We start from the raw sequence: 24,474 nt of genomic DNA on the forward strand, positions 1-24,474 counted from the left end.
TTCCTTTCCTAGAGACTAGTTTTAGTGTATCAAATTATGAGAAAGAGTGAAATGGAGGAGGTCCGTATGTGGAATTATGTAGCAGAGGAAGCGAAAGCTGTAGTCGTTATCGTGCACGGCGCAATGGAATATCACGGACGTTACGAAGCTATAGCGGAAATGTGGAATCATATTGGCTACCACGTTGTGATGGGAGACCTTCCATCACATGGAACGACTTCGAGAAATAGAGGACATATTGATTCATTTGATGAATACATAGAGGAAGTTAAATTATGGGTGAAAGAGGCAAGGAAGTATCGATTACCTATTTTTATATTTGGTCATAGTATGGGTGGTCTTATTGTCATTCGTATGATGCAAGAAACGAAGAGAGAAGATGTAGATGGTATTATTTTAAGTTCACCATGTTTAGGTGTATTAACTGGACCTTCTGCTCCGCTTCGAGCTGCCTCAAAAATATTAAATGTTGTTGCTCCAAAATTGCAATTTGCAACGAATCTTACAGTGGAAATGTCAACTCGTAATCATGAAGTGAGAGATGCGATGGAGAATGATTCATTGTTCTTGCGCAAAGTATCAGTACGTTGGTATAGTGAATTGATTAAGTCTATCGAAATTGCGCATAAAAAAATAGGCGATTTTCCAGACGTTCCACTCTTGCTAATGCAGGCTTGTGAGGATAAACTTGTAGATAAAACACGTGTCCGTACTTGGTTTGATAATGTTAAAATAAGTGATAAGGCTTTTAAAGAATGGCCGAATTGTTATCATGAGTTATTAAATGAGTATGAGCGTGATGAAATTTTGAATTATATTCAGTCATTTACTGAAATACGCATCAATAACATAATAGAAACAAATAAGTAAATTATTTGTACATTGAATAGAGGAGATGAAGGAAGAAGTGAACGTACCGAGTAATCCCATAACGCTCATGGCGAAAGTATACCGTGATGTGTTTCCGGTAGTACACCATGAGCTAGCGATGTGGAAAGAGCGTGCCTACCATATTCCGAATGACGAGCTTCATAGTCAGGCAATCGCAAGTATTGAGAATAAAACGTTTCATTGCGAGGGCGGTGGCATTTTAGCGCTACTAGCAAATGAACATCGTGAGGAATGTATTCGTTTTATCGTAGCTTATCAAACGATTAGCGACTATTTAGATAATTTATGTGATCGTAGTACATCACTTGACCCGAAAGACTTTGCGGCTCTTCATGAGTCGATGGTAATGGCATTAAGCCCTGAAGTTGAAGGGGGCGGTAACTATTATCGTTATCGTGATGATCAAGATGATGGTGGTTATTTAGATGAGCTTGTTGAAACATGTCAGGATGTTTTAAAGAAAACGAAGCATTATGATAAAATTGCTCCAATTCTTCATGAACTTGCTTGTTATTATTGTGATTTGCAAATTCATAAACACGTGAAGTTAGAAGAAAGAGAACCACGCTTAAAAACATGGTTTGAAGCGCATAAAGAAAATTTACCACCGATGAGTTGGTTTGAGTTTTCAGCATGTGCAGGTTCTACGCTTGGAATTTTCTGTCTTGTAGCATATGCATTTCATGATGAGTTACATGAAGAAGATATTGTGAAAATTAGACAAGGGTATTTTCCATACGTACAAGGACTTCACATTTTACTTGATTATTTCATCGATCAAGAAGAAGACCGTATCGGCGGAGATTTGAATTTCTGTAGTTATTATGAAAACGAGCAAGCTATATTAGATCGTATGAAACATTTTGTAGAAGAAGCAGAGAAGAGCATTGGTGATTTGCCTCATGCAAAGTTTCATCGTCTCATAAGCCGAGGATTACTTGGTATTTATTTATCAGATCAAAAAGTATCTGCGCAAAAGAATATGCACAAAATGGCACGGCGCATTGTAAAATACGGAGGGCTCACTTCACGATTCTTCTACTGGAACGGGAAGATGTACCGAAAGAAAATGGCGCAGTGATGAAGAAAACCACTCATGTTGAGTGGTTTTCTTATTATGATCGTATTTTTGAAAATACATATATGAGAAGTTCAATCGCGAGAATAACTAAAACAGATAGTCCGAATAAAGGCATGACAGCGCCTAGTATAACCATCATGATAAAGAAAACGATTATGCTTTTTTTATCTCTTTGTTTTGGCGGTGCTGCTAATTTTCCTTTCGGCTTTCTTGCTAACCACATTTTTATTCCGTAATAAATAAGAAGTAATAAAGATAATGTCGTTAGTAAGCATAATATTTTATTTGGCCATCCGAATAAATGTCCTTCGTGAAGCGGGATACCGTAAGTGAACCATTGTGCAAATAATCCATAATCACGATAGTCCGTTTTCGAAATGAGTTCTCCGCTATATTGATCAAAGTAAGCTGTTATTTCTTCATTTGGTGCCACATCCATACCCGTAATACCGGAACCGCTTGATTTCGAAACAGTGAATACACTTTTCGGATCAGTCGGTAGTGAGATAACGTATGGCTTCTTTATTTCAATTCCTTTTTGTAATTCATCAACTGAAATTGCTTTTGGTTCATTTGAGTTTGATTCCGGAGGAGCTTCTTTTCTTGTTGCCCAGGGTAATTCTTTTACCTTTGATTCAGGTGGTGCCATATACAATTTCGGATATCCGATTGATTCATTCGACGCTGCGATTTTATAAATTTGGTTACCCATAAATCCTGACCAAGGTAAACCTGATGCAACTAAAAGAACGAGAGGAATTGTAAATATAATACCGATAATAGAATGACGTCGTTTTGCCTTTTCTCGCTTATTGGATGCTGGTGTGTTTTTGAATTGGCGTATACTCATATACAACCCGGTTACAATTAAAAAGATTGTCCAGCACGCTGCAAGTTCTACAATATAATTGACGACAGTGCCACCGACTAAAAGGGAACTATGTAATTCCCGCATTATATTGGCAAACGTTTCAGCTGCATTTTGATCCCCAACAATTTGATTATTGCTATCTAAATACACAAATTTTTGCTTTCCTGTATATTCATTAGCAATCGTAAGCCTCGTATTATAATCCCCATTAAACTCACTAATTTTCGTCACGCTATAATGCGGATATTTTTTCTCTGTTAAGAAAAGCGAATCAGACATCGAAATAGATTCTGTTTGGGCGCTCTTCCCGAAATATAAATCTTTATAGATGAAATCTTCAACTTCTTCCCGAAATAAATACCCAATTCCGCTCAGTGACAAAGTAATAAGAAGCGGCGTAATAAAAAGCCCGGCATAAAAATGCCAACGCCAAAAAATATAATGAAGCGAACGATTTTGTTTCATACGACAGTTCCCCTAACCTTCCCTATATGAATAAACTACTTATTTAATATAGCGAGATTAAGTGTGATTACTTTGAAAGAATTGTGAAAAAAGTTAAAAGTTTTGGTTGTTTTTATCAAACATAAAACACATTTTAAAAAGGATGTGTTCTATGTTTATGAAGACTTTTTTATATTGGATGCATAGATCCTAACAACTGCTTTCGCAAGACATTGAGCGGAATCAACAAAGTCCTCACTCATCACCACATTCAAATCGGTACATGCGATAATAGCGGTATCTACTTCGTCTTTTAACTGTAAAACGAGCAGACTCCATAATTTACGAGCTTCCTCAATTTCTCCGCCTTTAATACAAGTAATAATTTGATTAATCATTGTCTGCCATTTTTCATGATGAATGTACTCTATATTACGTTTTATAATCCCGTCTTGGTAAATACCTGCTTGAACAGTCGCTTCTGTTGCAAGAAGAGCGACTCTTTTTGTATTTTCAGGAATTGCTTTTAACGTCTCATCGACTATATTCAAAATAGGAATGGTAATAGAACGCTGTAATTCCTCGAAAAAAAGATGCGCTGTATTACATGGCATTGCGATGAAATCTACACCAGTACTTTCAAGTTTTTGCGCTCCTTCAATAATCGCTTTTTTCATCGCCGCATGATCAATAGGGCGATCCATATAAAACGGTGTTGGGCACGAATAAATCATCATATGAGGAAAGTCAATATCATGCTTTGCTCCATATATTGTTTGGCACCCTGCTACAACTGTATCGACGAATGGTCCGGTTGATTTTGGACCCATTCCTGCTAGTATTCCAATCATTGTTTAGTCCCCTTTAATATGTAATCAAAAACGTTTTCTGCGAACGAGAAAAAGAAATAAAGTAAGTAATAAAAATGAATATACAATAGCCCAAGCTGTAAGCCATAGAGTATGAGTAAGTATATTATATTTGTATTGTCCAAGCATTATAAAGCTTTCGACAGGTGGTAAAAACCATAGTAACTCTTTTTTTAACCGGATTGAGGCAATCGTCATAAGTAATATAAATGTAAGACTAAGCCAAGCGGTGCTTGCTTTTTGAATAATATTTCTAGTAAATAATGTTGCGATTGAAATTCCTAGTATAGATAAAGACATGTGAGCGAGAAATCCGACTAGAAATAAAGAAGCTGTCATTTTTTCATTAAACATTTGCAAAATAATTGGATAGATTACGGATATAAAAGATAAAACAGTACAAATAAAAAAAGCCGTAATATATTTACCAACGTATAATGCCGAAATATTATTTGTATGTGAAATAGTGATTTGTTCTTGTACAGGATCTTCAGTATGAAAAATTGTGACTGTAATCCAGGCAGATAATAAATAAAGTGCGAGTGCTGTTTCTAAGTATGTTGGTACAATGGGAGTTGGTTTATATGTATATACAAAAAGTAAGCTTATGCAGTACATCGCAATAGGAGGAATGTACTTATACGATTTCGTGTAGTCGAGAAAATGGTAACGAATAAGCGCAAACATAATAAACCTTCTTTCGATTTAAAAATTAGGCTGTAGCAGTGTGATAGATGCTTTTTTATGTAATAAAAACTGAAGCATTTCGTTTGCATATTCCTTTTCGATTTGTAATTGAATGAGGTTTTGATTTGAATTGTGTGTAACTTGTATAAATCCTGATTGCTTTTGTAGTTCTATAGCTGAAAATGTTTCGTGAACAATTGCCTCAATATAGACCTGTTCTGTTGATTTTTGCACAGAGGTATCTTCCGCAATTGTATGATTTGCTAATGTCACAATTCTATCGGCGAAGTTTTCTAGTAGTTGTTTTTCGTGACATGTGAAGAGTATAGATATGCCTTGTTGTTTTAATGAGAGTAAAATATGCTCTAATTCTTGCTGAGAGTTAGGGTCGAGTCCAGAAAGAGGTTCATCTAGAATTAATAAATGGACGTCCGTAAGTAATGCTTGCATAATGCCTGTTTTTTGTTTCATACCTTTTGAAAAGTTTCGTACAACGTAATGCTTTGCATGATGTAGATGAAAAGATTCAAGGAGCATCGGAATTTTATTTCTTAAATATTTTGTTGATAAACCGTGAATGTGGCCGAGATGATATAAATAATCCTCTAATGTAAAACGAATTCCTTCAGGAAAATGTTCAGGGACATAACTGATTTGTATATGTTCTTTTCTTTGAAGTGTCCCTGCCGTAGGTGGAATAAAGCCTGCAATTATTTTGAGTAAAGTACTTTTTCCAGTCCCGTTCCCACCAATAATAGCGAGTGCTTCTCCTTCTGGAATGGATAAATCGATGTTGTCTAGTATAAGTGATTTGCCATACTTCTTTTGAATTCCTCTTAGTTCTACTAGCAAAGTTCTATCCTTCTTTCTTCAAATATTGTATACATCCATTATATAGGAGAATAAGAAAAAGACGTGCAATGAATGCACGTCTTTTTTTGTTATGTTTTGTCGAATGATCGATATATCTGAAAAATCGTTGATATAATTATCCTGCTATTTGCCGGACAGTAAACCTCACTGATTAAAGTTTCACTTTATCGCTTCTCAATCGCCACAATAAATGGCGGGTTATTTTGCTGGTTAATGAAGCCGTATCGCAAAACGTGAGCTTCTTTTTGATCTAGTTTTTCTGCAAATTTAAGTACAGCGTCGCGTTCTACTTGTCCTTCTGGATGTCCGTGGTAAATGACAAGGACGATGATACCTTCAGGTGCCATTACTTCTAATAATTGCTCGATCGCCGAGATTGTTGAGTTCGGTTTTGTGACGATATGCTTGTCACCGCCTGGAAGGTAACCTAAGTTGAAGATAGCGCCTGTTACTTTTCCTTTTGCATCTTCTGGTAGTACGGATAGAAGCGTATCGTGACTATCGTGAACTAAAACAGTACGTTCAAAAAGCTCTTTTTCTTTTAGGCGGATAGTAGAGCTTTCAATTGCTTCTTTTTGAATATCAAATCCAAATACTTTTCCGTTATCTCCAACGATTTCAGCTAGGAAGCAAGTGTCATGTCCATTTCCTAAAGTTGCATCTACAGCGTAATCGCCTTCTTTAACAGCCGTTTGCAGCAGCGAGCGAGCAAACGGTAATACACGTTCTAATTTCATTTTTGTTTCTCCTCATTTGCATATTTTCCTTGCCAGCTTCCGCGGCGTACAAATTCTGCATCGATGGAATTTAATACTTCCCATTTATTTAAGCTCCACATTGGGCCAATCATTAAATCAGGCGGACCGTCACCTGTGATGCGGTGCACAATTACATCTTCTGGAATAATTTCAAGTTGGTCAACAACGAGACTTACGTAATCTTCAAGAGAAAGGAATTCTAATTGTCCTTTTTCATATTGCTTCACCATTGGCGTTCCTTTTAATAAATGAAGTAAGTGGATTTTAATTCCTTGTACGTCAAGCTTTGCTACTTCACGAGTTGTTTCCATCATCATGTCATAATCTTCAAGGGGAAGACCGTTAATAATATGCGAGCAAACTCTAATGCCATGCTTACGTAATTTATTTACGCCCTCAACGTAAGAAGGATAATCGTGAGCACGATTAATAAGATTTGCAGTACGTTCATGGACGGTTTGTAGTCCGAGTTCAACCCAAAGGTACGTGCGTTTATTTAAGTCCGCTAAATATGCAACAACATCGTCTGGTAAGCAATCTGGACGAGTTGCGATAGAAAGACCGACAACATCTTTTTCTGCTAGAAGCGGTTCGAATTTTTCTTTTAACACTTCAAGTGGTGCATGTGTATTTGTGTAAGCCTGAAAATAAGCGATACATTTTCCGTCTTTCCACTTTGAGTGCATTTTTTCTTTCATTTCATGATATTGCGTTATAACATCATCGCGGCGATCGCCAGCGAAGTCACCAGATCCAGCAGCACTACAAAACGTGCAACCACCGTAAGCAACTGTACCGTCACGGTTCGGGCAATCGAAGCCAGCATCTAATGAAACTTTAAAGATTTTTTCACCAAATTCATTTCGTAAGTGGTAATTCCATGTATGATAACGTTTATTGTCATTTGTATATGGAAAAGGGTTTTGAACCTTCATTATTTTCCCTCCTAAGACGAGTCAAAATGAAACAAAATCCATTATAACATACTCATAAGGTTCATATGGAAGGGACACACTAAAGGGGAATTGAAGCAAGGAGGGACAATTATGGCAGAGCGTCAATCACTTGAAGAGTATATTACACAGGCAGAACAAGCGGTGGAATATGCGAAAGAACAATTAGACCAAGGCATGAGACAAGAGCATTACAATACGATGGAGTATTCGGATGCTCAGTTACAATTAGAACAAGCATATAACGACTTACAAACTATGCAGCAACATGCGAATGATGAGCAACGTGAGCAATTAAATAGAGCACGTATGGCAATTCGCCAATTGCAACATCAAATGATTATTACACCGCACTAATAAGGAGTGAATGTAATGGCAAAACGTTCAGATCAAAATAATCCAGAGCAAAAAACGCAAAATGGACATAACGCTGAATTTTCAAATGAACTTGATCCAGTTGTTCAAGTGAAACAGCGTAACAGTAAAAAAGGACAACCTCAAAGATCGAAGCAATCAGAGTAAACCAGGTCGAAATACGACCTGGTTTTATTTTATTACAAAAGTGTAAGGTAATTGTAATGTTAATAAATAGCAGTTCACCTCCAAAAGGCGCAAAATAGGTAATGGAAAAACAAGCGTAGGAGGATATATATGACGAAACCAGTTGTAGACGTGAAAAACGTTCAAAAAGTGTACGGTAAAAAAGGTGAGAACCAATCACACGCGTTAAAAGGTGTATCATTCTCAATTCAAGAGGGTGAATTTGTTGGTATTATGGGACCATCTGGTTCTGGTAAAACGACATTATTAAATGTAATTTCAACGCTTGATAAAGCAACGGGTGGCGTTGTTGAAATTGCGGGTACGGACATTACGAAAATGAAGCAAGGTGAGCTTTCTGATTTCCGTTCGCAAAAGTTAGGATTCATTTTCCAAGACTTCAACTTATTAGAGAACTTATCTATTTATGAGAACATTGCACTTCCACTTTCACTTCAAGGTGTTTCATCACGTAATATTGGACCGAAAGTAGAGAAAGTAGCGGATATGTTAGGGATTACAGAAATTCTTCAAAAGTATCCAACTGAAGTATCCGGTGGACAGAAACAACGTTCAGCAGCAGCACGTGCTCTAGTGCATGAACCGGCAATTATTTTAGGAGACGAGCCAACAGGAGCTCTTGATTCGAAAAATGCAGCAAGTTTACTTGATGCGATGACAAACTTAAATGAAGAACAAGGCGTATCTATTATGATGGTTACGCATGATCCATATAGTGCAAGTTACTGTCAGCGTATTTTATTCATTCAAGATGGTGAGCTATATAAAGAAATTCACCGCGGTGGTACGCGTGAAGAATTTTATAAAGAAATTTTAGATGTGCTTGCGGACTTAGGCACACAAAAAGCGTAGGAAGGGAGGTCTAGGGCATGTTATTTAAACTTTCCATGTCAGGGCTAAAGAGTAAGCTGAAAGATTATATTGTCTTACTTGTTGGTCTTGTCATGTCGATTTCAATTTTTTATATGTTCCAAACGTTAGCGCTGAATAAAGCGTTTATCGAATCCAATTCTGTTATTAAGTCTATTGGTTTCGTATTCCAAGCAGGTTCATTTTTATTAGCAATTATAACGTTCTTCTACATTTTATATGCAAACTCTTTCTTATTATCTCTTCGTCAAAAAGAGTTTGGTATGTACATGATGTTAGGTGCAAAAAAGCATAAAGTTACATTACTTATGTTTATTGAAACGATTGTATTAGGTGCTGCGTCTCTTGCGATTGGACTTACAGTTGGTGTAGGACTTGCAGAAGGTATCGGACAGTTATTAATGAAACAATTAGAATTTGCTGGTGAAGGCTATAAGGCATTTTATCTACCATCTATGACTGTTACTTGCATTTTCTTCTTTGCATTATTTGTATTATCAGCAATTATGAACAGTATTAAGTTATCACGTATTTCAGTACTGCAACTTGTACATGCAGATGCACAAACAGAACGTGTTGCGGTAAAAGGAAAAATGACAGGTGTCGTTGCAATCCTTGCTGTTATTTTATTAGGAATTGGCTATGCATCAATGATTTACATGGAAAAACTAAGAGAAATGGGAATCCTTATTGCATTAATTACAACAACAACTGGTACTTACATGCTATTTGGATCACTTCTCCCAGTTATCATTAGAAAGTTAAAGAGTAATAAAAAGCGTAGTGAAAAAGGACTTAATGCTTTTACGTTTGCACAATTAAATTTCCGTATTAATAGCTTAACGAAAGTACTTGCAACGGTAGCGATGTTAGTTGCTCTTGGAGCGGGTGCAATTTCAGGTGGTATGGCATTTAAAAATAACGTTATAAAAATGGTTGATGGTTTAGTAATATATGATTCAGTTATTCATAACCCAACAGCTGAAGAAAAGAAAATTTTAGATGGTATTACATTTAAAGAGAAAAATGAATATCGTTACAAAGTTGATAATAAATACGTTTATTATGTAAAAGAAGATTTAGAGAAAAACCCTCCTTTCGTACAAGATACAAAACAGATGGAAAGTATGAAGGATTTAGGAAAAACAAAGAAAGTTTCAGAGGAACTACCAGTAGGTGCAGTTTCTAGAGAAATGAATGAAAAAGATGCGAGTGCTAAAGAACTTCCAGAAGAATGGAACGAGGCTTTCAGAACAATTCAGCCATTTTATCTATATGAAGATCATGCAATTAAAATTGTAGATCAGAAAATGTACGATACTGTAAATGGTAAAGAAGGAATCGTAGTTACTGGAAAAACAGACGATTTTGTAGCATACACAAAAGAATGGAAAAAACTTGACGAGTTGCAGCTAGTTAAATATAAAAATGTAAAAGCTGAAAGATTAGATAGTAAATATCAATCTTACAATGGATTCTACGGCATTGCGAGTGGAACAGTATTTATGGGATTCTTCCTTGGAATTGCGTTCTTAGCAATGATGGCAAGTTGTTTAATGTTTAAAATTCTTTCTGGTGCATCAAAAGATATTACGCGTTATCAAATGCTTCGTAAAATCGGTGTGCGCCGTGAGTTATTAACGAAATCGATTTATAAAGAATTATTCTTAGTATTCTTATTCCCAGCAATTGTGGGGATCGCTCACGTATTAGTTGGTATGAATATTTTCGGATTTATTTTAATGGATCCTTACTTCCGTATTTGGGTACCAATCGTAATTTTCTTAGTTATTTATGCGATTTATTACTTCATTACAGTTCAATTGTATAAAGGAATTGTTCTTCCAAAAGAAGATTAATAGGTAAAAAGCCGAGTGAAAGTGCTCGGCTTTTTATATTTTCAGAAAAAACACTTTAATGTTACTGAAATATATAATATAATGTAAATAAGTAACATAATATGAAAGTATCAGCAACCGAAAAATGAAAGGAGGAATCCGATCTGTAGAAAGAAGCTGAACTTGTACTCCCCCTATTTTTTCTACCCACACCGTATTTGTACAATCATAAATTTCCAAATGAAAAATTGTCGTAAGAGTATATTGTGAAAATAATAGATAATACATGGAAATCTCATAGCATGATAAGGTAAAATGGACAGGATAATGAGAAAATTACCGTTCATAAGATGAGGAGATACATGTATGGAAGTTGTAGAGGCATTAAAAGATATAAACCAAATTGAGGCTATGAAAAAGTATTTAAAAGAGCACTCGCAGCGAGATTATCTTTTATTTGTTATTGGAATTAACACTGGATTAAAGATTACTGAGCTACTTAGTATGAAATTTGAAGAGGTATTAAATGAAGATAAGACTGTTAAAGAGTTTTATTCTCTTCCTGTGAAAGATGAAAAATTCAAACAAGATATTTATTTAAATACAAAAGTAAAAGAAGCCCTTTTAGAGTATGTAAAATCTATTGATGCTCAAAGAGAAAACTACGTATTTCAATCTAATAAAACGACAAATTCAATCTCACGCCAACAAGCATATCGTGTTATCCATAGCGCAGCTGAAGCGGTTGGGATTGTTGGAAAGATTGGAACGAATTCAATGCGAAAAACATTTGGATTTCATGCGTACAAAAGAGGAATAGCGATTGCGCTATTGCAAAAGCATTTTCATCACGCAACTCCATCAGAGACGCTCAAGTATTTAGGAATCTCAAAAGATGAGAAGTTTAAAACAGAGATTGATGTAGATTTGTAAAAGCCGTAACTAAAAACTTTAGGAGGCGGAAAATATGAATATTAGAGAGAGTGAACTACCGGGCATTGGTTGTAAGTTTGAAGTAATCACAAAAGGTAATGAAAAAATGGTTATCGTTATTCATGATGATGGCCGAAGAGAAATGTATCATTTTGATGCGGATCACGATGAGAGTATTTCAAGCATTTCTCTTCGTGATTCTGAAGCGAGACAAATTGCGGCTATATTAGGCGGAATGGTATATAGGCCGCAAGCGCTAGACACAATTGAGATGGCTTTTGAAGGATTATCAATTGAATGGTTTAAGGTGGAGAATAATGCACCAGTAGTACAACAAACAATTGGTAGCTTACATGTCAGAAAAACGTATAACGTAACGATTATTGCTATTTTGAAAAAGAATATGAAGAAATTCTTTAATCCAGGTCCAGACTCTATTATTGAAGCTGGCGATATGCTCGTATTGTCGGGTGAAAGACATGAAGTAAAAAGAATTATTAATGAATTGCTTTCAGCAGGAGGTGATTCCTAATCGATGGATACTTTAATCTTTGAAGTTGGAACTGCGTTAGTATTAGTAGCTTTTGCAGCTATCCTCGCTGCGAAGTTAAAGTTCTCGATTATTCCGTTTCTCATTATACTCGGTATGTTAGTGGGGCCTCATGCCCCAGATTTAGGACTTATCGATTTAAGGTTTATTGAAAGCGGAGAAGTTATTTCCTTCCTCGGCCGTGTTGGCGTCATATTCCTCTTATTCTATTTAGGTTTAGAATTCTCAATAAAAAAATTAATTAAATCAGGAAAGTCGATTGCTTTTGGGGGTAGTGTTCATATATCGCTTAATTTCATATTAGGTTTACTTTATGGATATATAATGGGCTTCCCCTTACTAGAAACATTAATTATTGCTGGAATTATTACAATCTCATCGAGTGCAATTGTAGCGAAAGTAATCGTTGATTTAAGAAGATCTGGTAATAAAGAGACAGAGCTAATTTTAGGAATCATTATGTTTGATGATATCTTTTTAGCTGTATATTTATCAGTTGTTTCAGGATTAGTACTCGGAGGTGCAACATCATTTGTAGGTGCTCTTACATCGGTGTTAATCGCAGTAGGGTATATGCTCCTATTCTTTGTAATCGCTAGAAAAGCTACGCCGTTCCTAAATAAAGTATTAGATATTTCGTCAAACGAAATTTTTATTATCGTAATATTCGCTATTTTATTCTTTGTAGCAGGATTTTCAGAAACAATTCATGTTGCGGAAGCGATTGGGGCTTTATTGTTAGGACTCGTCTTTTCAGAAACAGAGCATAGTGACCGGATCGAGCATCTCGTCGTCCCGTTTCGTGATTTCTTTGGAGCTATATTTTTCTTCAGCTTCGGTTTAAGTATAGATCCGTTTTCACTTGGAGGAGCAGTATGGTTGGCATTAGGAGCAGTTTTCATTACTCTCATCGGTAATTTTACAGCTGGAATGATTGCAGGTCGTAAAGCCGGGTTATCGCATAAGGCTTCTACGAATATCGGTTTAACACTTATATCACGTGGGGAATTCTCCATTATTGTCGCGAATCTCGGAATAGCGGGTGGCTTAATGGCAACGATTAAACCATTCTCAGCTTTATATGTTTTAATATTGGCGTCGTTAGGGCCATTATTAACGAAGGAGTCTGGGAGAATATACTCTCTACTAGACAAAATATTTAAATGGAGTGCGAAAGAAAGTGCAAAACGTAAAAAGGAAGTTGGATAACCTTTCGCGAGGGAACGATTCCATTATTTATAGATTAATATTTTACAAAGACGATTAGAATACATTCTAATCGTCTTTGTGCTATTATCTGAATTTCATCAACTATTAATCAGTTGCCTTCCTATTTAAAAACGACTACAATTTTACTGTTATATATATGAACGAAAAAAAGAGAATAGGAGGGGAGACTATGCCAAGGAAAGTATGGCTATTAGTAGCTGGGATGATTATTAATGTCACGGGTGCTTCTTTTTTATGGCCTTTTAATACAATTTACTTACATGATAGTTTAGGGAAATCTTTATCAGTAGCCGGAATGGTATTAATGATCAACTCGCTTACTGGTGTAATCGGAAACTTGCTCGGCGGTGTTTTATTTGATAAATGGGGCGGTTATAAATCAATTTTAGTAGGGATTGTCATTACACTTGTATCGATTTTAGGTCTTGTATTTTTCCATGGTTGGCCATTATATGTTGTGTGGCTAGCATTAATCGGATTCGGTTCTGGAATGGTGTTTCCATCGATGTATGCGATGGTCGGTACGGTTTGGCCAGAAGGCGGGAGAAGAGCGTTCAATGCAATGTATGTTGGACAAAACGTTGGGATTGCGATTGGAACAGCGTGCGGTGGATTAGTTGCGTCTTATCGTTTTGATTATATTTTCTTAGCGAACTTTATTTTATATTTTATTTTCTTCTTAATTGCGTTTATTGGATTTCGTGGTATGGAAGCAAAAAAAGAGCAAGAGGTACAAAAAGAAGCCGAAACGAAAAAAGGTTGGTCACTTACACCTGGCTTCAAAGCGCTTCTAATCGTATGTGTAGCATATGCTTTATGCTGGGTTACATACGTACAGTGGCAAGGGGCAATTGCGACTCATATGCGAGAATTAGATATTAGCCTCCGCCATTATAGTTTATTATGGACGATAAACGGAGCGATGATTGTTTGTGCGCAGCCACTTGTTAGTATGTTAATTCGCTGGCTGAAGCGTTCTTTAAAACAACAAATTATGATTGGAATTATCATTTTTGCGGCGTCGTTTATTGTTTTAAGCCAAGCGCAGCAATTTACGATGTTTCTCATTGCGATGGTGACATTAACAATTGGTGAATTATTCGTATGGCCGGCAGTTCCGACCATCGCAAATATACTTGCACCGAAAGATAAGCTAGGATTTTATCAAGGTGTTGTAAATAGCGCAGCGACTGTAGGGAAAATGTTCGGACCGGTCGTTGGCGGAGCGATTGTTGACTTATACAATATGGAAGTATTGTTTATTGCGATCATGGTAATGCTTGTAGTAGCGCTTATAGCAACGAGTATTTATGATAGACGAGTAAAAGTAGAAGAAACAGTTGAAGAAAAAATTGCAGTTTAGTTTGACGGAACATGCAACATGTTTTAGAATATATTTAAATAAATAGTAATAAAATATCCTTTGGAACAAGGGAGTTAGCTCGGCTGTCCTATGACAAATTCGTTAGTTAGCAAGAGTAACGATTAACCGAGAAGCCCTCGCTTCAAGTAAGCTCTTAAGAGATACTAAGTGGTGGGTAGTTCACATTAACTCATATTTGTAATAACAGTGAGAAGGAGTAGTAGTAATAGAAGCTGGTTTAGAGAGTTGACGGTCGGTGCAAGTCAATCCACGTTTCGTTATGAACTCGCCTTTGAGTTGCAGTTGTGAAATCATTAGTAGCAATTGCCGTTAATCCACGTTACGGATCTAAGCGAATGTATTTATTACATTAATTTAGGGTGGTACCGCGGGAATCTATAACCTCTCGTCCCTTTCTAGGGATGAGAGGTTTTTTGTATTTTGGGCGGTGAAAATAAATAGAATTTCAAGGAGGGTATCTCATGAGCTTTAATCATCAAGAAATTGAGAAGAAGTGGCAAGGGCATTGGGAAGAGAATAAAACATTCCGTACGCCAGATGAAACAGAAAAACCAAAATTTTATGCACTAGATATGTTCCCATATCCATCAGGTGCAGGCTTACACGTAGGTCATCCAGAAGGTTATACAGCGACAGATATTTTATCTCGTATGAAGCGTATGCAAGGATATAACGTTCTTCATCCAATGGGATGGGATGCATTCGGTCTTCCAGCAGAGCAATATGCACTTGATACTGGGAACAGCCCGGCTGAATTTACAGAGCTTAATATTAATACGTTCCGTAATCAAATTAAAGCATTAGGCTTCTCTTACGATTGGGATCGTGAAGTAAATACAACAGATCCAACCTACTACAAGTGGACACAATGGATCTTCCTAAAACTATTTGAAAAAGGTTTAGCTTACGTTGATGAAGTACCTGTAAACTGGTGCCCAGCACTTGGTACAGTACTTGCAAACGAAGAAATCATTGACGGTAAGAGTGAGCGCGGTGGACATCCAGTTGAGCGTCGTCCGATGAGACAGTGGATGCTAAAAATTACAGCTTACGGAGATCGTCTATTAGAAGATCTAGATGAGCTTAATTGGCCAGAAAGCTTAAAAGATATGCAGCGTAACTGGATCGGTCGTTCTGAAGGTGCAGAAGTACACTTCAACATCGACGGTACAGATGAGAAGTTCACAGTTTTCACAACGCGTCCTGATACACTATTTGGAGCAAGCTACTGTGTACTGGCTCCAGAGCACGCACTTGTTGCTAACATTACAACACCAGAACAAAAAGAAGCTGTAGAAGCTTACATTAACTCTGTTAAAATGAAGAGCGATTTAGAGCGTACAGAACTTGCGAAAGAAAAAACTGGTGTATTCACTGGTGCTTACGCAGTTAACCCAGTAAACGGTGAGAAATTACCAATCTGGATCGCTGATTATGTTCTTGCAACTTACGGAACAGGTGCTGTAATGGCAGTTCCAGCTCACGATGAGCGTGACTATGAATTCGCATCAACGTTCAATCTTCCAATGAAGGAAGTTGTAAAAGGCGGAGACATTTCGAAAGAAGCATATACAGGTGATGGTGCGCACGTAAACTCAGCATTCCTTGATGGTTTAAATAAAGAAGAAGCAATTGTAAAAATGATTGAGTGGCTTGAAGTAACAAGCGCAGGAAATCAAAAAGTAACGTACCGTCTACGTGACTGGTTATTTAGTCGCCAACGTTACTGGGGTGAGCCAATTCCAGTAATCCATTGGGAAGATGGTACAATGACAGCTGTGAAAGAAGAAGAATTACCATTAGTTCTTCCGAAAACAGAAAACATTCGTCCTTCAGGTACAGGTGAATCACCACTTGCAAACATTGAAGAGTGGGTAAATGTTGTTGATCCTGAAACTGGTAAAAAAGGTCGTCGTGAAACGAATACAATGCCGCAATGGGCTGGTAGCTGCTGGTACTACTTACGCTACATCGATCCAAACAACAGCGAAGCACTTGTAGACCCTGAAAAAGTAAAACAATGGCTTCCAGTTGATATTTATATCGGTGGAGCAGAGCACGCTGTACTTCACTTACTATATGCTCGTTTCTGGCATAAAGTATTATATGATATCGGTGTAGTTCCAACGAAAGAACCGTTCCAACAATTATTCAACCAAGGTATGATCTTAGGTGAAAACAACGAGAAAATGAGTAAATCAAAAGGTAACGTTGTAAATCCTGATGATATCGTAGCAAGCCACGGTGCAGATACACTTCGTCTATACGAAATGTTCATGGGACCATTAGATGCTTCAATCGCTTGGTCTGAAAATGGTCTTGACGGAGCTCGTCGCTTCCTAGACCGCGTATGGCGCCTATTCATTCAAGAGAACGGTGAATTAAGTGAGAAAATTACTGATGCACCAAACAAAGATCTTGAAAAAGCTTACCACCAAACAGTGAAGAAAGTAACAGAAGACTATGCAGAGCTTCGCTTCAACACAGCGATTTCTCAAATGATGGTATTCATTAACGATGCATACAAAGCTGAAACACTTCCGAAAGAATATGTAGAAGGTTTCGTGAAAATGATTGCACCAGTTGCACCTCACATCGGGGAAGAACTATGGAGCAAACTTGGATACAGTGAAACAATCACATATGCAAGCTGGCCAACATTTGATGAGTCTAAACTTGTAGAAGATGAAGTTGAAATCGTTGTTCAAATTATGGGCAAAGTTCGCGCAAAATTAACAATGAGTAAAGATGCATCAAAAGAAGAAATGGAACAACTTGCACTTGAGGAAATCAAAGAACAAATTGAAGGGAAAACAGTTCGTAAAGTAATTGTTGTTCCTGGAAAACTTGTTAACGTTGTTGCAAACTAATGAATGAAAGAAAAGCTCAGAGCCTCTATGCTCTGAGCTTTTTTATATAGAAAATAATTTCTGGATCGCCTTTATCTAGGTTTTCAATTATTCCACTACGCATAAATCCATTCGCTTTAAAAACTTTTTGCATATTTGCATTCGATTCGTTCGTTGAAGAAAATATTTTTTGAGTAGGAGAATTACTTAACATATATGAGATTAATGAGCTTGCATGACCTTGTCTTCTTTTCGTTGGCGAAACAATGATTAATGAGAGGAAAGTACAACCAAAGAAATTTGTATCGTATGTTAGAAAACCGGAAATAGAATTGTCCTCTTTTGCAATTATGCATTTTCCTTCATCAATAGCGTGTTTAATATAATTTCGTCTACTATCGTCTCCGATTACAGCGACATCTATATGTAAGATTGACTCTAAATCATCAATTGAAGCTTTTGCTATGTTCTCCAATGGAAATGCCCCCTTTCAAGTGAAAGAAAAATAATCAGTCAATTAATCCTATCATGAATGGAGAATGAAGAAAAAGGTGCGGAATTCCTATATAGACAAACACCTATTCTTCTATAGGAAATATGATAAAAAAGGTAGGTTAAATTGAGCAGAAGAGGTGAAAGGAATGAAAGGGATGGACAATAATGCACCACATGGCTTCTTCGGAGGTGGATCGGATAGTTATGGACAAATGATGTTTATGGGAGGAGATGGTCAACACGGATATGGCGGAATCCCAAGTTGGATGGGAGGAGAAGCTGGAGGATTTCCGACGTCAGTGGCGGGTGTACAAACAGGATTCCCAACATCAGTAGCTGGAGTGCAAACAGGATTTCCGGCAGTAGTAGGAGGTACACAAGGAGGAGTGCCTGTAGGTATGCCAACTACATTTCCATCTTTCGTTGGCGGTGTACAAACAGGATTTCCTGTACCTGGCGTTGGTGTTGTAGCTGGTGGAATCGGCGGATTCCCTCAAGGTGTTCACGGTCATCATGAGCATCACGGCCATCATCAACAACACGGTCATCATCAGCACCACGGTCATCATCAGCACCACGGTCATCATCAGCATCATGGCCATCATCAACAACACGGCCATCATGGTCACCAAGGCCATCATCAGCACCACGGTCATCATCAACAACAAGTACATCATCATGGTCATCATCAAATTCATCCGCAGGCTGTTCTTTTCCAAACACACCAAGGCCACCATCAGCACCACGGTCACCATCAGCACCACGGTCACCATCAGCACCACGGTCATCAAGATCATCACGGCCACCATCAGCAACAAGTACATCACCAAGGTCATCATCAAATTCACCCGCAGGCTGTCCTTTCTCAAACTCATCAAGGTCAACACCATCACCAAGGCCAACATCATCACCAAGGTCAACATCATCACCAAGGTCAACACCATCACCAAGGTCAACACCATCACCAAGGTCAACATCATCACCAAGGTCAACACCATCACCAAGGTCAACAGCATCATCAAGGCCAACAACAGCATCAGGGTCAACAACAATACCAACAGTATCAGCAGCAACAGCAGCCTTGGGCAGGTGGAATTGGAGCAGGGGCGGCAGCAGGAGCAGCAGGAGCAGCAGGGCACGCGGGACACGTGGGTCATTAATAGACCAAAGGAAAAAAGACATAATAAAAAACTGCTAGGAGATCCTAGCAGTTTTTTTCTGCCTCTTGACGTTGGCGTTCGATTTCCGCACGAAGTTGTGGTTCCGGTGCTTGCCATCCTTCTGGTTTCATAATTTTGCCGTCGCCCTCGCGGAATCGAGGCTTTCCATCAGGGAATAGTTTTGCCATGTTAGCATTGTTTACAATTTCGAATCCTTTATCTGGACGTACGCCCATTTCTGCAAACGTTCCGAATGCAAAGTAAATAAGGTCAATAAGTGCATCATATTGATCTTCAACAGTTGTTGCTTCTAGAAATTCTTCTAACTCTTCTTGCATAAAGCTAGCACGAATTTTTGCACGCTCTTCTGTTAGTTTTGTTGGAGTACTTGTCACAGGATGTCCGAACTCTTCATGCATTTTTGCAACAAGTTCGTACCCTTTATCTAAACCTTTTTCGTTTGTCATGTTGTTTCATCCTTTCTTACGTTATGCCGAAGTTTATTGTAACATAAGGTAGTTATTTAATAAAAAAACATCTTATGAGAAATAAGATGTTCGCTCGTTATTCTTCTTTCTTAATTAAAATGGATAAAATAAGATCGATGCCAAACATTCCGATGAGTAGCATTGGTATAACGACAAGTAAATAACGTGTGAAAGAAACATTTTTTAAGTATGTATGAGCAAATAAAAAGACGCCGAGAAATAAAATACCATTTAAAATAGGTTTTATTAATTTTTTAGACATAAGCTCCCCCGTAAATATCCCTTTTCTCTATTTAAAAATAAAAACTCCCTTCTCCGTTGTACCATGCCAGAGAGGGGAGTTCAATCATTAACTTATTCAATCACACCAGAATTTGTAATATTTATGGTGTATTTTATGTTAACAGGGACATCTTTGTACATTTTTTTCCACTCTTCTAATTTAAATGGACGATAATGTTGCTTATATTTTGCTCCTAGTCCGAGGGGATCGACGCCTAAAGATTTAAACTGCTTAATTAATTTAGCAGCTTGTGTATCTAATTGTTTTTGTACATTTTTTTCAATGTTTTTTGTGTTCTTGTTATTTTCTAAGTTAATTTGCTTCGATAGTTCTTGAATACGTGCATCAAGATGAACGTGAATGAAAAAAGAAGGCTTTCCGTTTTTAATCTTTATATCGTAAGTTGGAACAGAACGAATATTATTAATCATTACGTACGCAGAATCTGTTTTAAATTCATGTGAATCTAATTTATGTTTCTCTAATAGTCCTTTAAATATGAACATATCTTTTTCCGCAATTTTATCGATATATTTATCCTTTTTAAAAAGACCAATTCCGGTGATTTTTATTTTATCACCATGTTTCTTTAAAATTGGAATATAGTAGTCTTGCCCTTCTTGATAATAACGGAATGCTCCTACATGCAGATTATCCGTTGGTAAAGGACCAGTTTCCATGTTATGCTCTAACAATTTTTTTATATAAATTGCAACGTTGTATGAAGTCGTATATTTCCCTTTTAAAAGTTCAGTACCATTACCTTCAAGTAAAGCAACATATAAAGCGTTCCCTATATTCACATCTCGAAGTAATGTATCGAATGAAGTAGACATTCCTTTTTTTGCAAGTCGTATAGTATATAGAGCAACACGCATTTGTCCGCTAGCAAATGGTTGAGAAGATTCTAAAGATGTGTCTGCTTTTACTTGTTTTACCGCATTTGAGCTGCCTTCAAAAACTTGAACTTTATTTCCTTTTTTCTGAATGGGACAAACGAATGTTACTTTTATTTTATTATCCTTTGCTGTATCAAAAACGGTTCCTTGAATAAGTTGTACATCATCGATAATATTTTTTTGTAAACATCCAGTTAAACTAAAAAGTGCTATACAAGAAATAAGTATTAATTTTCTTTTGATTTTTTCCATTTTCTTTTCACCCACACAATAATAAATAGGATTGGGATGTATACATAAATGAGCCAAAAACTAACTTTTGATGCGTTACTAATAAAATTATTAATATCGTGCCTGTTTGTTAAAAGTTGTGAAACAATGAGAGTGATAAAGATGAAAGCGATTAGAACACCTCTTTGTTTTACACGGAATATTTCGTGAGTTGCTCTCGTTGCCGACCATAAAGGAAGGATAAAGCTTGTAATAATAACGAGTGCATAAGCTGAAATTGCAATATATTCTAGCCTTTCTATGAATGGTAATTGAATGACTTGGGTCATAGAAAGTTGGGACCATATTGTTTTTAATAATTGTTTTTCACTAAAAAACGCAAAGGCTAAAAGGGTACTAAATAAATATAGTAGGTTTGAAAATAGTGCCCCATATTGAGCGAATTTATGAGATTGTTTAGGGTTTTTCACAAATGGATAAACCATGAGGTAAACCTCAAAACCGGTCATACTGTAGATTGACAGTTGAGCGGCTTTTAAAATATCTGAAAAAGAATGTGTGAATATAGGGAGTAAATTAGGCCAATGAGAGTATTTCAAAACGAATAGGCTAAGAAATAAATATCCTAATGTACCACCAACTGAGATGACACAAATGCCGGTAATTACACGAAATCCAGAAGAGATAATGTAATAGCTAATTAAGCATAAAAATAGTGTTAACATCCAAGTGGAAGCGGTAGGAAACATCCACACTTGAATAATTTCAACGTATGTTCGAATGACGGAAATACTGACGATTAAAAAATAAGCAGCAAAGATGATATTAATGCCGTTTCCTAGCCACTTTCCAAATGTTTGCCGATGTAAGTCGATTAAATTCCCGTTTGTTTCTTTTAATAAGAAATACATCATCCATATAAGAATATGGATACAGATTCCTGTGATTAGAACGCCCATCCAGCCGTCGTATCCAGCGGCTTTTGCAATGATTCGAGCGAATCCGAGAACACCAGCACCAAATTGTGCACCGTGAATTAAAAAGAAAACGAAGACGGGTGATATTTGGTGTTCTGCTTTAATTTTACTCATCGATGCACCTCATTTCTTAATCATCAAAATCTGACGTATGTTTTGTAGAAATTCCATTAGTTGCTTTCTTTACGTGTTGCGGTCTTGCTTGAACATCTCGAGTATCAATCATTGTTAATGGAAAACGAATCCAAGAATCTTTAAAGGATTGTTGTCTCGTTGGATAAAAGAGAGCGTACGGCTTACGTAAAGAAGTAAGTCTAAACAAATGGGTAAATAAAAAGATAAATCCAAGAGATATACCGAAGAGCCCACCTATTTCTGCAAATGCGAGAAATGGGAAACGTAGTAAACGAACGGCGTTACCCATTTTATAAATGGGCGTAATAAAGGAAGCTAAAGCTGATAAAGCAACAATAATTAATAAAATATTACTCGTTAAACCAGCTTGTACAGATGCTTGCCCAATTACAATACCGCCTACAATACCTAGTGTTTGTCCAACTTTCATTGGTAATCGCGCGCCAGCTTCTCTTAATAAATCAATGGCTAATTCTAAAAAGAGCGCCTCGATTAAAGGTGGGAAGGGTACTTGTGCCCTTGATAAAATCAATGTTTCAAGCAAATCACTTGGAATGAGCTCGTAATGATAATTTAAAATAGCGACATATAGCGGTGTGGCACAAATTGAGAATAGAACTGCGATAAGGCGTAATATTCTTGAAAATGTCGCATATAGCCAAGATACGTTATAGTCTTCTGGTGAAATGAAAAAATCGAAATATGATACAGGCGTTAAGAGGACACTTGGAGAACCATCAACAAAAATAGCAATTTTTCCATCAATAAGTGCTTTTGTGACTCTATCAGTGCGTTCTGTATTTATATAGAGAGGAAAAATTGACTTTTCACCCATTAATTCCTGTATATAAGCACTATCGTTAATTTGATCATATTCAAGAGCTCGAAGTGATTCTTCTAGAAAGTCTACATTATCTTTTTCGGCAAGGTTGTCTAAATACATCATGACAACCTTTGTTTTTGAAAACTCTCCAATAATCATCTCTTTTGTGTGTAAATCTAAAACAGGAAGACGTTTTCGTACTAAATTAATATTCGTATCAATATCTTCTACGAATCCTTCTTGTGGCCCGATAACGGTGGATTCATTTAATGGAGGAGTTGGTGCACGATAATTATCAATTGCAATGTTTGCAAGCATACATTTTTGATCTTGCTGATTTAATTGAATAATTGCATGTCCCTTTAAAACCATGTCCTCAATTTTTTGTAAGTCGTTCGTAATCGTTATACCACTCATTGGAATATGTTCTTTTAATTCTTCTAATGGAGCGCAAGGACGTTCCAAAAGAGTAGGCATTAAATACTTTTGCAATTTCTCACCATCAAGTGAAGGACGATAGTAAGAAATCCAATAAGGCATCGTTTCATCGTCAGATGTATGGTAATTAACAAAGTCACTAGACTGTTTCATCTTCTCTATTAAATCTTGTAGAGAATGAATATGGTCACTTTCTGGTTTGCTAAAGTCATAAATGCTGTTACTTCCTGAGCTTTGCTGTTTGTTTTGAGAGTTATCTTCTTGCTTAGAATTTTGCTGCTTGTTTTGAGAAGTATCATCTTGTTTAGAATTTTGCTGTTTGTCTTGAGAAGAATCATCTTGTTTAGAGCTTTGTTGTTCCTCTTGAGAAAAATTACCTTGCTTACAGTTTTGCTGTTTCTCTTTGGAAGAATCGTCTTGTTTAGAATCTTGATGTTTCTCCTGAGAAGAATCATCATGCTTAGAGTTTTGTTGTTCCTCTTGAGAAGAATTACCTTGTTTAGAGTTTTGCTGTTTCTCTTTGGAAGAATCGTCTTGTTTAGAATCTTGCTGTTTCGATTGAGAAGAATCATCCTGTTTAGAACCTTGCTGTTTGTCTTGAGAAGAATCATCTTGCTTAGAATTTTGTTGTTTCTCTTGAGAAGAATTACCTTGCTTAGAGTTTTGTTGTTTCTCTTGAGAAGAATTACCTTGCTTAGAGTTTTGCTGTTTCTCTTGGGAAGAATCATCTTGCTCAGATTTTTTTTGTTCACTATTTTTACCCGTACTGTGTTTCATACTTCTAGTCTGTTCTTTGTTTTCATCCTCTTGATTACTAGATTGCTGTTTCGGAGTATTATCTGCTTCTTTTGTTTCTGTTGAATTTGATTTTTTCTTTTTACGTAACCAATTCCAAATCATATG

24 protein-coding genes and 1 other annotated feature are annotated in these 24,474 nt (G+C 36.8%); of the genes, 12 read left to right on the forward strand and 12 right to left on the reverse strand.

What is annotated here, in order from left to right; translation table 11 throughout:
- Positions 1 to 66 precede the first annotated feature (66 nt).
- Positions 67 to 870 carry an alpha/beta hydrolase gene (locus JFU18_RS19315; RefSeq protein WP_201034395.1) on the forward strand — a complete coding sequence of 268 codons (804 nt, stop codon included), beginning with the start codon at positions 67 to 69 and terminating at the stop codon, positions 868 to 870.
- A gap of 37 nt (positions 871 to 907) precedes the next feature.
- Positions 908 to 1,972, forward strand: coding sequence for a tetraprenyl-beta-curcumene synthase family protein (locus tag JFU18_RS19320; RefSeq protein WP_002089107.1), 1,065 nt, complete (start codon positions 908 to 910; stop codon positions 1,970 to 1,972).
- Between the two features lie 34 nt (positions 1,973 to 2,006).
- On the opposite strand, the gene JFU18_RS19325 is transcribed toward JFU18_RS19320, so the two are convergent.
- The 6 genes from JFU18_RS19325 to mnmL all read right to left on the reverse strand — a co-directional run bounded on the left by JFU18_RS19325 (position 2,007) and on the right by mnmL (position 7,409).
- Entirely contained in the window at positions 2,007 to 3,308 is a 1,302-nt protein-coding gene (locus tag JFU18_RS19325) for a PepSY-associated TM helix domain-containing protein (protein WP_201034394.1), read from the reverse strand.
- A 155-nt stretch (positions 3,309 to 3,463) separates the two neighbouring features.
- Positions 3,464 to 4,138 carry an aspartate/glutamate racemase family protein gene (locus JFU18_RS19330; RefSeq protein ID WP_201034393.1) on the reverse strand — a complete coding sequence of 225 codons (675 nt, stop codon included), beginning with the start codon at positions 4,136 to 4,138 and terminating at the stop codon, positions 3,464 to 3,466.
- Between the two features lie 24 nt (positions 4,139 to 4,162).
- Positions 4,163 to 4,843 carry an ABC transporter permease gene (locus JFU18_RS19335; protein ID WP_201031934.1) on the reverse strand — a complete coding sequence of 227 codons (681 nt, stop codon included), beginning with the start codon at positions 4,841 to 4,843 and terminating at the stop codon, positions 4,163 to 4,165.
- Positions 4,844 to 4,861: 18 nt separating this feature from the next.
- Positions 4,862 to 5,695 (reverse strand): ABC transporter ATP-binding protein, encoded by an 834-nt coding sequence (locus JFU18_RS19340; RefSeq protein ID WP_002034419.1) that lies wholly within the window; start codon positions 5,693 to 5,695, stop codon positions 4,862 to 4,864.
- 185 nt (positions 5,696 to 5,880) lie between these two features.
- Positions 5,881 to 6,453 carry a tRNA 5-(aminomethyl)-2-thiouridylate-methyltransferase MnmM gene (gene mnmM / locus JFU18_RS19345; protein WP_201034392.1) on the reverse strand — a complete coding sequence of 191 codons (573 nt, stop codon included), beginning with the start codon at positions 6,451 to 6,453 and terminating at the stop codon, positions 5,881 to 5,883.
- The gene (gene mnmL / locus JFU18_RS19350; RefSeq protein WP_002129523.1) at positions 6,450 to 7,409 is read right to left on the reverse strand and encodes a tRNA modification radical SAM protein MnmL/YtqA; all 960 of its coding nucleotides are present in this window, start codon (positions 7,407 to 7,409) and stop codon (positions 6,450 to 6,452) included. The genes mnmM and mnmL overlap by 4 nt, the downstream gene beginning before the upstream one ends.
- A gap of 111 nt (positions 7,410 to 7,520) precedes the next feature.
- Here mnmL and JFU18_RS19355 point away from each other — a divergent pair, with 111 nt between their 5' ends.
- The 9 genes from JFU18_RS19355 (at position 7,521) to leuS (ending at position 17,663) form a co-directional block, all read left to right on the forward strand.
- A complete protein-coding gene (locus tag JFU18_RS19355; RefSeq protein WP_002089099.1) occupies positions 7,521 to 7,784 on the forward strand; it encodes a YtzC family protein in 264 nt (87 codons plus the stop codon).
- Positions 7,785 to 7,799: 15 nt separating this feature from the next.
- A complete protein-coding gene (locus JFU18_RS19360; RefSeq protein WP_001129345.1) occupies positions 7,800 to 7,949 on the forward strand; it encodes a hypothetical protein in 150 nt (49 codons plus the stop codon).
- A gap of 129 nt (positions 7,950 to 8,078) precedes the next feature.
- Entirely contained in the window at positions 8,079 to 8,840 is a 762-nt protein-coding gene (locus JFU18_RS19365) for an ABC transporter ATP-binding protein (RefSeq protein WP_002129519.1), read from the forward strand.
- A 17-nt stretch (positions 8,841 to 8,857) separates the two neighbouring features.
- Complete coding sequence (locus JFU18_RS19370; RefSeq protein ID WP_201031933.1) at positions 8,858 to 10,717, forward strand: FtsX-like permease family protein; 1,860 nt, start codon at positions 8,858 to 8,860, stop codon at positions 10,715 to 10,717.
- A 345-nt stretch (positions 10,718 to 11,062) separates the two neighbouring features.
- Positions 11,063 to 11,629 carry a tyrosine-type recombinase/integrase gene (locus JFU18_RS19375; protein ID WP_002034425.1) on the forward strand — a complete coding sequence of 189 codons (567 nt, stop codon included), beginning with the start codon at positions 11,063 to 11,065 and terminating at the stop codon, positions 11,627 to 11,629.
- Between the two features lie 34 nt (positions 11,630 to 11,663).
- A complete protein-coding gene (locus JFU18_RS19380) occupies positions 11,664 to 12,161 on the forward strand; it encodes a cation:proton antiporter regulatory subunit (RefSeq protein WP_001026048.1) in 498 nt (165 codons plus the stop codon).
- 3 nt (positions 12,162 to 12,164) lie between these two features.
- Positions 12,165 to 13,388 carry a cation:proton antiporter gene (locus tag JFU18_RS19385; protein ID WP_002034427.1) on the forward strand — a complete coding sequence of 408 codons (1,224 nt, stop codon included), beginning with the start codon at positions 12,165 to 12,167 and terminating at the stop codon, positions 13,386 to 13,388.
- 190 nt (positions 13,389 to 13,578) lie between these two features.
- Positions 13,579 to 14,772 carry an MDR family MFS transporter gene (locus JFU18_RS19390; protein ID WP_201034391.1) on the forward strand — a complete coding sequence of 398 codons (1,194 nt, stop codon included), beginning with the start codon at positions 13,579 to 13,581 and terminating at the stop codon, positions 14,770 to 14,772.
- Positions 14,773 to 14,970: 198 nt separating this feature from the next.
- Positions 14,971 to 15,189: a binding site (T-box leader), on the forward strand.
- A 65-nt stretch (positions 15,190 to 15,254) separates the two neighbouring features.
- Positions 15,255 to 17,663 (forward strand): leucine--tRNA ligase, encoded by a 2,409-nt coding sequence (gene leuS / locus JFU18_RS19395; protein ID WP_201031930.1) that lies wholly within the window; start codon positions 15,255 to 15,257, stop codon positions 17,661 to 17,663.
- Between the two features lie 25 nt (positions 17,664 to 17,688).
- Here leuS and JFU18_RS19400 read toward each other — a convergent pair whose 3' ends face one another.
- Positions 17,689 to 18,117, reverse strand: coding sequence for a GNAT family N-acetyltransferase (locus tag JFU18_RS19400; RefSeq protein ID WP_085312562.1), 429 nt, complete (start codon positions 18,115 to 18,117; stop codon positions 17,689 to 17,691).
- 166 nt (positions 18,118 to 18,283) lie between these two features.
- Between JFU18_RS19400 and JFU18_RS19405 the strand changes: the two genes are divergently transcribed.
- The gene (locus JFU18_RS19405; protein ID WP_201034390.1) at positions 18,284 to 19,297 is read left to right on the forward strand and encodes a VrrB protein; all 1,014 of its coding nucleotides are present in this window, start codon (positions 18,284 to 18,286) and stop codon (positions 19,295 to 19,297) included.
- A 44-nt stretch (positions 19,298 to 19,341) separates the two neighbouring features.
- On the opposite strand, the gene JFU18_RS19410 is transcribed toward JFU18_RS19405, so the two are convergent.
- The 5 genes from JFU18_RS19410 to JFU18_RS19430 form a co-directional block, all read right to left on the reverse strand.
- Positions 19,342 to 19,764: a pyrophosphohydrolase domain-containing protein gene (locus JFU18_RS19410; protein ID WP_002034433.1), complete on the reverse strand. Its 423-nt coding sequence runs from the start codon at positions 19,762 to 19,764 to the stop codon at positions 19,342 to 19,344.
- Between the two features lie 97 nt (positions 19,765 to 19,861).
- A complete protein-coding gene (locus JFU18_RS19415; RefSeq protein WP_201031928.1) occupies positions 19,862 to 20,047 on the reverse strand; it encodes a hypothetical protein in 186 nt (61 codons plus the stop codon).
- Positions 20,048 to 20,139: 92 nt separating this feature from the next.
- A complete protein-coding gene (gene gerHC, locus JFU18_RS19420; protein WP_201034389.1) occupies positions 20,140 to 21,219 on the reverse strand; it encodes a spore germination protein GerHC in 1,080 nt (359 codons plus the stop codon).
- Positions 21,195 to 22,289 carry a spore germination protein gene (locus JFU18_RS19425; protein WP_085312559.1) on the reverse strand — a complete coding sequence of 365 codons (1,095 nt, stop codon included), beginning with the start codon at positions 22,287 to 22,289 and terminating at the stop codon, positions 21,195 to 21,197. Before JFU18_RS19425 ends, gerHC begins: the two co-directional genes overlap by 25 nt.
- A gap of 16 nt (positions 22,290 to 22,305) precedes the next feature.
- Positions 22,306 to 24,471, reverse strand: a complete 2,166-nt coding sequence (locus JFU18_RS19430; protein ID WP_201034388.1) for a spore germination protein — start codon at positions 24,469 to 24,471, stop codon at positions 22,306 to 22,308.
- Between the last annotated feature and the right edge of the window lie 3 nt (positions 24,472 to 24,474).

The organism is Bacillus sp. TH22 (assembly GCF_016651015.1).
GTDB classification, from domain to species: Bacteria; Bacillota; Bacilli; order Bacillales; family Bacillaceae_G; genus Bacillus_A; species Bacillus_A mycoides.